Origin of the sequence: Daejeonella sp., assembly GCF_044348475.1 — a bacterium.
Classification (GTDB): Bacteria; Bacteroidota; Bacteroidia; order Sphingobacteriales; family Sphingobacteriaceae; genus Daejeonella.
In genome coordinates this window covers 1-12,316 of sequence record NZ_JBIKSU010000058.1, presented here as the reverse complement: position 1 = coordinate 12,316, position 12,316 = coordinate 1, and the positions used below count along the sequence as shown (strand labels likewise).

Sequence of the window (12,316 nt, the reverse complement as noted above, 5' to 3'; positions counted from 1 at the left end):
GTAAACTTAGGCTTGTTTATGAATGCAATCCGATGGCATTTATTATTGAGCAGGCAGGTGGGCGTGCCACAGATGGTTTTTCAAGAATACTTGATAAAGATGTTGACTCTCTACACCAGCGATCTGCAATTTTTATTGGTTCCGAAAATATGGTTCTGAAGGTTGAAGAATTGATGAGAGCGTATTCTCCTCAAAACCAGGAAGAACATGTAGATACAAAACTCGAAAATTTAAGAGTGGTAGGAGGGCTTGACTAAATATTTAATTTTAGTTCTTCCTTTTCAAAAAAAGTATCTGTTAATAAATTTCTTTGTTGGGATGCTTGCACAGCTAATTCATCACATCTTTCATTCTCAGGATGGCCATTATGCCCCTTTACCCAGGTGAATTTAATTTGGTGTAATTTATATACTGCAAGAAACCTTAACCATAGATCTTTATTTTTTTTATCCTTAAATCCTGTTTTAACCCAATTAAAGACCCATTTCTTCTCAACAGAATCAATGATGTATTTTGAGTCGGAGTAAACCATGATTTCCTGCCCAGTTTTTTTTATGCTTTCTACTCCGCTGATTACTGCAAGCAATTCCATTCGGTTATTAGTTGTTTTACGATAACCTTCAGAAAGCTCTTTATAATGATTACCCGAGCGAAGTATCACACCATATCCACCTGGACCTGGATTTCCACTTGATGCTCCATCTGTATATATCTCAATCATTAATCATGCTTTAATGAGCAATTATAGTGATTTTGTTTTTAATCGAATCGAATTTCCAATAACAATCACATCAGAAAATGCCATTGCTAATGCTCCAACCATTGGATTTAAAAAACCAAATGCAGCAAATGGAATTGCCACTACATTATAGAAAAACGCCCAAAAAAGATTTTGTTTAATTGTTAATAAGGTATGTTTTCCAATTTCTAACATGTTTTCTATTGAAGACAAGTCGCTTTTTAAAAGTATCACCTCTGCTGATTGAATCGCTATATGACTAGAATCACTCATAGAAACACCCACATCAGAACTGGTAAGTGCAGGTGCATCATTGATGCCATCGCCAACCATTGCAGTCTTTCCTCTTTTTTTAATTTCGTCAATAATCTCAAGTTTTTGATGAGGCATCGTTTCGGCATAAATTTCATCAATCCCTAATGTGAGGCCAAGCTCTTCGCATTTAATTTTCTGATCTCCGCTTAACAAAATCGGAATAATGTTTAAAGACTTCAATGTCTTAATTAAATGGATTGCCTCCGGCTTAATTTCATCTTCAATGGCAATCCTGGCAACAAGGAGATTATTCATTTTTAGAAATAAGCTATAATGGCCAGGATCTTCATCTGCTTGGAGTATTTGCTTAGAGCCAAATAAATAGGTGTTGCCTTCTGAGTCAGTAGCAGTCATACCTAATCCTTTTTCTTCTGTAACTTTGATAAATATCATTTTGTCAAGTGATTTTAGACTTAGTTCTTTGACCAATGATCGTGCGATTGGATGATTTGAATAGCCTTCAATTCCCGAAATAATTGATTCAGCCTTCTCATTTGAAATTTCAATACAATCGAGAGCCTTAATTTTAAAATTCCCTGTTGTAAGAGTTCCGGTTTTATCAAATACCATGAATTTTAATTTCGCTATTTCTTCAATGGTATTTCCACCTTTTATCAAGATTCCGATTTTAGCAGCTCGCCCTAGCCCCACCATAACTGCAGTAGGAGTGGCTAAGCCCATAGCACAAGGGCAAGAAATAACAAGTACCGCGATTGAGTTGAGCATTGATTTTTGAAAGCTTACATCAAAAGCGTAAAAGGCAAGAAGGAAAGTGATTACTGAAATTCCAACAACTACCGGCACGAAAATAGCGGCAACTTTATCTCCAAGTTTTTGAATACTTGGCTTTGCAGCTTGTGCTTTCTTCATCAATTCAATAATTTGTGAAAGGACAGTATGTTTTCCAGTTTTAGTTACTAATAGTTGGATACTCCCTTTCTCAATCACTGTTCCGCCTATTGCCTGGTCATATTTTGATTTTTCAACCGGCAAGCTTTCACCTGTGAGCATTGCTTCGTTTACAGAAGCTTCACCCCATATTATTTCACCATCAACTGGAATTTTATCTCCTGTATTAATTACCAATATATCACCTGGAAGAATCTCGGATGAATGTATTTCAATAATTTCACCATTCACCATCTTATTCGCTTTTACTTCTTGGAATAGCATAAGATCGCGCACTGCAGATGTAGTTTGTGAAACAGATCTTTTTTCTAATACATTTCCCAATAGTACAAGAGAAATAATGGTTGCAGCAGTTTCATAGAAAAGAAAATCTGGACCCAAATTCTGGAGGGTGCCGTATAAACTATATATAAATGCGGAACTCGATCCAATAAAGATTAATACATCCATATTAGGAACTCCACCTTTTAAAGAATAGTATGCACTTTTCCCAAAATGTAAACATCCTAAAATATATACAGGGCTACATAAAGCTAATTGTATCAAAGGATTATGGAGCCAATGGAATGGAAGAAACATATGAGAGAACAAGGGGATAGTAAACAGCAGACTGAAATAAAATTTATTTTCAACCTTTTCGTAGCCCTTTTCATGGATAGGAATGCTTTCTTCACTAACCTTATATCCTAGGTTTTCAATTTCCTTAATGATTAATTCAATAGAACTGGGTTCAGTTGTTTTAAACTTGACTTCATCATTTGCAAAATCAACATAGATATCTTGCAGTCCTTTTTTCTCTAATAATTTATGTATAGAAAGAGCGCAATTGTTACAGTGCATTCCGCTAACCTGAAGTTCAACCAATTCTTCTTTTTCCATGGATATAGATTTTTCTGACTCAAATTTAACACTTATAAATACTAATTGAATAGGAACATCTCTCTTATATATTTTACATAAGAGCATGGAGGCTAATAGTTCATTAAAAGAAATTAATCAGTTAAAAATATCTCATCTTATTGATACTCAGTATAGAAAATTACTGATAAAAAATTTGCAATATATGCCGAAATGCTTAGTTTTGCAGAAATAAAATGGTGGCTGTAGCTCAGCTGGTTAGAGTATTGGTTTGTGGTGCCGAGGGTCGTGGGTTCGAGCCCCATCAGCCACCCATTTTAGAAAGGTCTTAGTTAAAAAACTAAGGCCTTTTTTTATTTACAGATTTAGGTGAGAATTGCTTTTCAGCTATTTTGAAATAGAATCAGTGATTGGGTAAATAAATCTACACTATTAGGTATATTCTCTACAATTTCGAGATTTATTATTCAATAAAAAGGGTATTATGAGTTTAGGAATGCCCTGGTATAATGGCATGTAATTTGTAATAGGTCAGTGCCTTCAAAGGCATGTTTTTCATAGATAGATGTAGGGTTGAATTCTTGTAATTCAACCCTTTTTTTATGCTCTATTTTATAGATAAATAATAGAATAAGAAAATTGAACAACAAATGAATGAATCAAGAATTTGTCTATTAAATAATGCCGATTGCCATCATTTTATCCATGTTGGGGTTTATACTTCCACCTTTAGGCTCAAGAGTTACAGCAAATGATTGAGCGTCTTTTATGAATTTCATCTTTTTCATTCCGGTACTGTCGTTTTTTGCATCAAAGACACCAAGATCAACCGGTTTTCCATCAACCATTGCCCATAACTGATATTGATGTTCTTGGTCATTTGAAGGCATTCGGAGTGATGACAGATCAATCATTACTTCTTCCTTATCCTCATTTAAGGCAACCAATAAGCTAGCTTGAGGAGCTTTTGCAGATCCTTTTAGCGTAATCAGTTTATATGAAGTTGGGTTTTGATAGAATTGAAGAGCATTTTTAGTATTGATTAGCTCATTTTCTTTAAAATTTACCTGCTTTGAGAATTTTTGATTGACAGATTGCAGAGCAGCAAGCTGAACATACGATTCATTGAGCTTATTGTTTACATTGAGTAATAATGCACTGCTTAAGAAAAGCAGTGTTAATGATGCTGCAAAAGCGTATTTGTAAAATTTTAAAGATTTAAGATAGGGTTCGCCTGTATTTGTTGAAGAATAGATATTTACCTCATGATTTGTATTTACTGCATTCAGAAAATTAGTTTTATTTTTTTTTGATGGCTCAATAGCATTTGATTTGGCATAACTTATCAATGCATGTTCAATTTCTTCTAATTCTTTTCGAACCTCAGGATATTGAATGGCATTATTTTCTACATCAAGCTTTTCTTCCACACTCAAATCTCCCAGAACATATTGTTCTAGTATTCCACTTTCAAGATATGATTTGATGTTTTTCACTTAATTAAATACCTTTCTTAATGTAATAATAGCATTTCTTAACCGTGTTTTTACTGTTCCCAAAGGTATATCTAGCTTTTCTGCAACTTCAACGTGAGTGAATCCTTCAAAATAAACAAGGTCAAGAATAATTTTATGTTCCGGTTTTAGTTTTTCAATTAAATCCTTTAATCCGATTATTTCTGGATTAATTTCAGTGTTTATCTGTTTATCTACTATTAATACGTTATTTTCTATGTCTTCGGTTTTTGTACTATTGCGAAATTCTTTAGATCTTGTTTTATCTATCGCAATATTTCGTGCAACATTTACCATCCAAGTAAATAATCTTCCTTTAGATGAATCATAGGATGAAAAAGAGTTCCAGATTCTAATAAATGTGTCTTGCAGAAGATCTTCTGCTATTTCTTGATGTTTTACAATTCTGAAAATAACTCCATATAAAGATGAAGAATACATATCATACAGTGCTTCTGCTCCATTTTTGTCCTTTTCAAGGATTGCATGAACTAGTTCTGGCTCTGATAAGGTTATTTTAGTTTTCAGTCTCAAAGATTAATTATAGATTTATAAACAGTATGCTTATATAATTATAGATAAATATAGAAACATAAAAATCCTCAGAGGTTGTTTACAGCTTTTTTTACAATCAATTGATTAATTACTTTGGCAATACAACAAAATCAATCACGTGGATAAACCCATTTTTTTGTTCAAGATCAGCCAATGTAACTGTTTATGTATTTCCATTTCAGGTTTGGTTTATTTTTATATACATTCGGGTACGTACACGTGTTTATTATTTTTAACGCTATAAATTTATGATGATGTATAAAAGGATTTTATTGGTTATCACATTTTTGATACCATTTATGGTACATGGTATTTATGCTCAACAATTGCAGAAAACCGTTCCGGATATCTCGGCATTAAAACGGGAAGTAGATCCGTTTATTCAACTGTCTCTTGAACAAGTGAAAGCTTTGGTTCCAACAGCTTCAGGCATCTACTTTATTGGTTGCCCGAACTGTAATGGGGGAGCTCAAGAGATGAATGTGTTAAGCTGGAAACCCGAATTTGGGAATAAGTTGAAATGCAATTATTGTAACATGGTGTTTCCAAATGAGCAATATCCTGAAAATCATGAAAAGGTAATTATAGCTCCAAGTGGTGCTAAACAGGTGTATCGTTATCATCAAAATGCCCAGGGTAATCAATATTTTTATGAAGCAAATAGCTGGTTTGAGCGATGGAAATGGATACAGCAGAACGGCGAAAGATTAGCCAAAATTTATTCTTTGACAAAAGACAATGCTTATGGTGACCGTGCTGCAGTTATTGCAGGTCGATTTGCCCAATTATTTCCTGATTATGCAGTACGATATGATTATCCAAGCGCGGCAAAGAAATTTTTCCCTGCTGATCAAAAATGGCCTTATGAAGGATTGGTTCCTTATCGCGGTGCTAAATGGAATTGGTGGGCCTATGGTGATATCCCAATTCAAATGGCAAACGTCTATGAATTTTTGAAAAATGGATATGACTGGAAGCGAATGGACACTTTTATTGGAACTGAAACAGATAAAAGGATCGTAAAAGATCTGCTTATTTTAGGATATGAATTTACTGCAGCAAATCCTGAATTATATACTAATATGTCGCCCGGAATGTACAGGGATATGGTTCGTCTTGGAAGGATAATTAATAAACCAGAGATGGTTCATGACGGGGTTAATCGATTTATTGAATTTTTGAAACTTGGTTTTTTTGCTGATGGATGGTGGAAAGAAGGAACGGCTTCATACCATGATCAAACAATTGGTGGATTAAAAAGTGTGGCTTCTGCTGCTCATGGATATTCAGATCCTCCAGAATACGTAACAAATCGATTTGACAATCTGGATTTGACCAATAAAATGCCATTTTATACCAAAGCTTTACAGGTGTCTCAAGAAGCTATTTTGCCAAATGGACGAAAGATTCCCATTAACGATACTTGGGCAACCAGAAATGTGAATGCTAAAAATACTGATAATTCTGTTTCGCATTTATGGTCTTCACTTGGAAATGCGGCTTTGGGGAATGGCAAAGGGACTGAGCAAATAGTAGTTAACTTAAACTGGAGCGGTAATTATGGTCATTCTCACTATGATAATGCATCTCTTATTTTATTTGCTAAAGGAGAAGAATTGCTTTCAGATATCGGTTATACCCATTCAAAATATAGGGGATGGACACTTCATACTGCTTCTCACAATACAGTGGTTATAGATCAAAAAGCACAAGATGCTGGATCAATTAAAAATCCTGTTACCGGACACCTTAAATTTTACGATGATAAGAATGAGAATGTAAAAGTGATTGATGTGGATGCCTCTCCGGCATATGCCGTTGCAGGTACATACCGAAGAAGGCTCATTATGGTTCATGCAGCCGAAGGTCGCGATTACGTGATTGATCGTTTTGATGTAGAAGGAGGGAATACCCATGACTGGTTCTTGCACGGAATGTGTGAACAAGAAGGGAAAATGGAAACTAGTATTTCAATTGAAACAAAGGTAAAAACTCTTGTTCCAGATTGGGGAGGTATCAATATTCCTAAAAATCAGTATGATTCAGATATTGAAGGCAAGCGTATTCATGCTTATTCCTATTTAAAAAATATCAAAAGTGGGAAAACCAGTAAACCTTGGACTGCAACATGGCGGTATGAAAAATCAGGATTAAGAACTCATAATTTTCTACCCGCGGGCTCAGAAATATTTACTTTCAGTTCTCCATCAGTAAGACTTGCAGGTGAGAATGATAATAAATTGGATGATTTTATGCGACTGGGTTTAATGCAAAGACATACAGGTGGCAAATCATCTTTTGTGACTGTTCATGAACCATTTAATGAGAAACCATGGATAGAATCAGTCAAGTCTGATGGTGATTCATACCGGGTAAAATACGCTTTAAATGGATTGATGTTTGAAGATCGAATTTCGATAAAAGGCAATCAGGTTGAAGTTGTTTCAGGATCAGGATGGACCTATCAATCTGGAAATGAGCTTTCTGGTAACTTACTTGGAATTATTAATGAAGGAAATAAATGGACTTTGGAATTAGATAGGTTAGTTCCCATGGTAAATTATATACGAATAGATCTACCAAATGGGAGTACACGTTATTATCAAGTTGCCAAGTCATTAGGTAAAACACTTGAATTGGTTGATGATCCTGGTTTTATTATTGAGAAAGATGGTAAATTGAAATTTCTCACCTTTCCACACGATGAATACACAGGTCAACTAAAGTTTACTGTTTTTATTCAAAAGCCATAATTTTTTAGTGGATAGCTAATTATTCAGACTTATTTTATTAAAAATATAGTATCGATACCCACTGATTTTTGAATTAAAATAAATTTTATTTTGCCGTTTTTATGTCATAATTTCGGGTACGTAACCGTATTGTTTTTTAAAGAGTTTTCTAAATGTATATTTGAAATATATAAACACAAAATCGATACAGATTCAATTTTTTATTGATTAATTTGTTTTGATTAATTGGTTTTTTAATAAATGAACCAATTGATTTATTAATCGCAATAAAATTGTTTTTTATTACCATAGCTATTTAAATAAGAAAAGAATGAATACTCGTCTCAAAGCTACACAAGCCTTATTATTATTACCATTTATCCTCTTAGTAACTGATAGCCTGGCGCAACGCTATGCTGGTCCGCTTAGCCCTGAAGAATCTTTAAAAAAATTAAACATTGTCAATGGTTTTTCAGTTCAATTATTTGCATCTGAACCTCATGTTTTTGATCCAGTATCTCTCGAATTTGATGAACAAGGAAATGCTTATGTAATTGAAATGCCCGATTATCCATATGAAGTGGAACCAGGTAAAGGTCATGGACGTATTCGTATACTTAAGGATACAGATGGAGACGGAAAGATAGATCAATCAATAATTTTTGCAGAGAATGTTACTGAAGCTACCAGTATGCTGCCATGGAAAGGTGGACTAATAGTGACAGCAGCACCTAATATAATCTATCTTAAAGACACCAATGGTGATGGCAAGTCAGATTCATCAGAAATTTTATTTTCTGGATTTTTTCAAAATAACTCTGAGGCGCAGGTAACTAGTTTAAAATTAGGCGTTGATAATTGGATTTATGCGAATAACTCAGGTCAAAGTGGAAAAGTAACCCTTAGACAAACTCCAGATGCTGCACCTTTAGAAGTGAGAGGTGCTGATTTTCGTTTTAGAATGGACCGGAATGTTTTTGAGCTGGAAACTGGTCCTGGGCAATTTGGTCAAACGATTGATGACTATGGGCATCGATTTTTTACACAGAATTCAATACACCTACAACAAGCTGTAATTCCATGGAGATATACCCATAGACATGCTTTTCTTCCAACATCGAAATTTAATGTTACTGTTACAGATCATGAAGAGATTATGTTTCAGGAAACTCCACCTCCGTATTGGCGTGCTGAAAGAAGCGCCCGCAGAAATAAAGCATATAAAGAATCGAATCTGAATAGAATTGAATATGCAGAAGATCGTTTTAGCGGAGCTTCAGGTAGTACTGTTTATAATGGTGATGCCATGCCTAAAGAATTCTACGGTAATATTTTTACTTCAGATGTTTCTGGACACGTTGTGCACAGAGATATTCTTAGTCCGAGTGAAACTAGTCCGGTTCTTGTTGCAAAACGTCCTGATAATGAAAAGGATAGAGAATTTATTTATTCTACAGATACCTGGTTCCGTCCAGTAACGTTCTCAGTGGGTCCTGATGGTTATTTATATATTCTTGATTACTATAGGCAACATATTGAAACTCCTGTTTCTATTCCTGATGATCTGAAAGCTGATATGGATTTCATGGCTGGAAGTGATATGGGTAGAATATATCGTGTTTTGCCTGATAACAGTACTTATAAAAATGTATCGGTCAACCTGAAGGATGCATCGAGTGTAAAACTACTTGAATATTTATCTCATGCTAATGGATGGTTTCGTACTCACGCTCAACGTTTACTTCTTGAGCGTCAGGATAAGTCTATTGTTCCAATGGTTAATAAATTAGTTAGTACTAGTACAGATCCAAGAACAAGATTGCATTTACTGTACGTACTTGAAGGGTTAAACTCATTAAATGCATCTGTGATTAGTATAGGATTGCAAGATTCATCTCCAGGAGTACGTGAAAATGCATTAATTTTGGCAGAACGCTATCCAGAAACGCTTCCTTTGGTACTTAAATTAATTAATGACCCTTCAAAAAGAGTAGCACTTCAGGCAGCTTTAAGTTTGGGAGAATTTAAAGGTCAGGAAATAATCTCTGCATTTTCAGAAATCATTCAGAAACAAGGTCAAAATGATTGGTTCAGAAGCGCTGTATTAAGTTCAGAAGCAGGTTCTACGCCAGAGCTTTTAAAAGCACTCGTTCAACAAAATTCGTTTTTTCAAACTGTAGAGCCATGGAAACTTAGTTTCTTGCAAGATCTTTCAAATGTTATAGCTGCCCGACATAATAAAACACAGTTTTTAGCTTACTTAGATATCATGTCTGTTCCAGCAATGAATGGATCAAATTTGCAAGCTTCGGCATTAAAAGGTCTTAAAATGGGCTTAAATAAGAATGAAGCATGGAAAGAAACAGCAGCAAAGCTAAATATGAATTCTGAAGCTGAAATAAAAGCTTCATTTGAATTATTGAGAAAACTGCAATAAAAATTTAGTGCAACCAATAGATATAGTTTCTAATAGTAAAAGATACGAGTCAAATGAAAGATAATAAATATTCAAGAAGAAACTTTTTGCACAAGTATTTGAAGGCAGGTTCAATACTTGCAGGAGCCGGCTTTGTACTTAGTTATACTTCTTTAAGCGCTGTAGCTAAAGAGCTTGTTCAATCGAGTTCATCTAATCAGCAGCCTCCAAAGAAAGCCGTTAAACCTGCTCAGAAAAATCAATGTGATAATCTATCAGGAGTTAGTGCTGAAGAAATAGAAAAGCGAAAAAAACTTGCTTATGTAACTAAAACACCAATACCAGATAGCCATTGCAGTAATTGTACGCTTTATTTGCCTCCAGCCAAGGATAAGCCTTGTGGTGGATGTATGTTGTTTAAAGGGCCAGTACGCCCTGATGGATATTGCGCATATTGGGCACCTATAAATAATTAAGCCTAATCACATCACATTTTTTATTTTTTCATAGGGTATTGTTTTATTAATGAAAAGATCAATTCTTTTATTTTTTATTTTTGGAAGTCTTGCTTCGTGGGGGCAGAGCCCTGATATTCAATATGCTCAAACCTCTAGGCTTAAAGGTAGCTCAGATGCAGTAATTGTAAAAAATGTTCCGCTTGCTCATACCTCTCAAATTTTTTCTTTAGATAAACGAGGTAAATTTGTTTTCAAAGGTGAACTTCAAAAACAGCTTGGACAAATTTTTGGTAATCTTTCTAAAGCCCTAAATGTTGCTGATTCAGGTCTAGAGCAAGTTGTTAAATTAAACATCTACTTAAAAAATACTTCTCAAATTTCTGAAATTCAAACCCAGATCAGCAAACGATTCCAATCTGGCAAACTGCCAGCCGTTAGTTATGTAACTGGCAATTTAAGTTATCCGGATGCTCTTGTTTCTATAGATGCTATTGCTGTTTCTTCCAATTCCTCTGATAATTTTGTAAAATATTTGAATTTTGGGTCTGTACAAGTATCAATTTTGCCGTCTGGTCCGGTTGTTTATGTATCAGGGCAGGCCGCAAAAGGTAATTTAGCTGAATCAACGCTCAATACCCTTAATCAATTACAAGAAACACTTCATTTTCTTGGTCTTGAAAAAAAAGACATTGTTCAGATTAAATCTTTTATTAACCCAATAGCTGATTTGAGTATCGTTCAGAATGTAATGGCAGAGTTTTTTAAGGGTGGTACAATTCCTCCTCTTGTTAATGTAGAGTGGCTAAGTAAAGATCCATTAATTGAAATTGAATTGATTGCATCCTCAAATAGAACATTAAGTAAATCTAATGATCAAATAGATTTCATAACACCAAAGGGCATGGTACATTCTCCTGTTTATACTAAGGTAACCCGAGTAAATTTTGGCAGTAAAGTATATGTTTCAGGTTTGTATGGAAATACTGAGCGAGGTATTAAGTCAGAGTTGATTGATATATTTGATTTTCTCGATTTAATCATGAAGCAATCAGGAAGTGATTTGAAACATCTTTTAAAGGCCACTTATTACGTTAGTAATGATCTTCATAGTGCAGCATTGAATGCGATTCGTCCTCAGTATTATGACCCAAAGCGTCCGCCAGCAGCTTCAAAAGCGATGGTTAAAGATGTTGGGGCAATAAAAGCAGGAGTAGGTATTGATATGATTGGTGTGGTTATTGAGAAATAATTAGTATTGAATAGGTCTTTTTTTACATTTTAATAATTCAATTCAAATTGAAATTTTGATATATAAATCAATTTTAAAATCAATTTAACACTAGATTATTTTTAAACGCTATTGTTTCCTTGAATATATTTTATATTTTCGGGTACGTAAACGTTAATCATTTCATATACAACATTCCATTTCTGAATAGTATAAATTGAAAATATAGAGTCATGAAAAACAAAAATAGTGATCCATCGAGACGTCAATTTTTAAAACAAACATCAGTAGCTGGAATAGGAACGGCATTGACTTTAGGCATTTCTCCATCTCTAATTGCAGCTCAATTGGATCATTCGGCTATGCCCGCTATACTTGGGGGGCCATCAGCATGGAATGCCGCAAAGTGGATTAAATGGCCAATTTGGAATCCTGAAACTGATGAAAAAAGAGTTCTTGAGGTTTTAAGAAGTGGGATATGGTCACGAGCTTCAGTAGTAAATGAATTTGAAGCGCTTTGGGCTAAAACTAATGATGCCAAACGATGCCTTACCGTTAGCAATGGAACCAATGCTTTAATCGTAGCTCTAAA

9 protein-coding genes, 1 tRNA gene and 1 pseudogene are annotated in these 12,316 nt (G+C 34.5%); 7 read left to right on the top strand and 4 right to left on the bottom strand.

Translation table 11 applies throughout. The features are described 5' to 3' along the window. Positions 1-257: pseudogene (locus ACIQZ6_RS09870) on the top strand (class 1 fructose-bisphosphatase); the annotation flags it as partial. On the opposite strand, the gene rnhA reads toward ACIQZ6_RS09870, so the two are convergent. Both rnhA and ACIQZ6_RS09860 read right to left on the bottom strand, forming a co-directional pair. Further along, complete coding sequence (rnhA, locus tag ACIQZ6_RS09865; RefSeq protein ID WP_395810614.1) at positions 254-721, bottom strand: ribonuclease HI; 468 nt, start codon at positions 719-721, stop codon at positions 254-256. The pseudogene ACIQZ6_RS09870 and the gene rnhA sit on opposite strands and share 4 nt — an antisense overlap. 21 nt (positions 722-742) lie before the next feature. Continuing rightward, on the bottom strand, positions 743-2,842 hold the full coding sequence (locus ACIQZ6_RS09860; protein ID WP_395810612.1) for a heavy metal translocating P-type ATPase: 2,100 nt from the start codon (positions 2,840-2,842) through the stop codon (positions 743-745). 218 nt (positions 2,843-3,060) lie between these two features. On the opposite strand from ACIQZ6_RS09860, the gene ACIQZ6_RS09855 reads away from it, so the two are divergent. Further along, positions 3,061-3,134, top strand: a tRNA-His gene (locus tag ACIQZ6_RS09855). A 361-nt stretch (positions 3,135-3,495) separates the two neighbouring features. Here the strand turns inward: ACIQZ6_RS09855 and ACIQZ6_RS09850 are convergent. After that, a complete protein-coding gene (locus ACIQZ6_RS09850) occupies positions 3,496-4,317 on the bottom strand; it encodes an anti-sigma factor domain-containing protein (RefSeq protein WP_395810610.1) in 822 nt (273 codons plus the stop codon). Further along, positions 4,318-4,869: an RNA polymerase sigma factor gene (locus ACIQZ6_RS09845; RefSeq protein WP_395810609.1), complete on the bottom strand. Its 552-nt coding sequence runs from the start codon at positions 4,867-4,869 to the stop codon at positions 4,318-4,320. Positions 4,870-5,138: 269 nt separating this feature from the next. On the opposite strand from ACIQZ6_RS09845, the gene ACIQZ6_RS09840 reads away from it, so the two are divergent. The 5 genes from ACIQZ6_RS09840 to ACIQZ6_RS09820 all read left to right on the top strand — a co-directional run. Beyond that, complete coding sequence (locus ACIQZ6_RS09840; RefSeq protein ID WP_395810607.1) at positions 5,139-7,643, top strand: heparinase II/III family protein; 2,505 nt, start codon at positions 5,139-5,141, stop codon at positions 7,641-7,643. Between the two features lie 310 nt (positions 7,644-7,953). Beyond that, positions 7,954-10,059 (top strand): PVC-type heme-binding CxxCH protein, encoded by a 2,106-nt coding sequence (locus ACIQZ6_RS09835; RefSeq protein WP_395810605.1) that lies wholly within the window; start codon positions 7,954-7,956, stop codon positions 10,057-10,059. A gap of 53 nt (positions 10,060-10,112) precedes the next feature. Continuing rightward, entirely contained in the window at positions 10,113-10,514 is a 402-nt protein-coding gene (locus tag ACIQZ6_RS09830) for a high-potential iron-sulfur protein (RefSeq protein ID WP_395810603.1), read from the top strand. A gap of 49 nt (positions 10,515-10,563) precedes the next feature. After that, the gene (locus ACIQZ6_RS09825; protein ID WP_395810601.1) at positions 10,564-11,745 is read left to right on the top strand and encodes a Rid family hydrolase; all 1,182 of its coding nucleotides are present in this window, start codon (positions 10,564-10,566) and stop codon (positions 11,743-11,745) included. 212 nt (positions 11,746-11,957) lie between these two features. Beyond that, the coding region (locus ACIQZ6_RS09820) for a DegT/DnrJ/EryC1/StrS family aminotransferase (RefSeq protein WP_395810599.1) at positions 11,958-12,316 on the top strand (359 nt) is incomplete at its 3' end.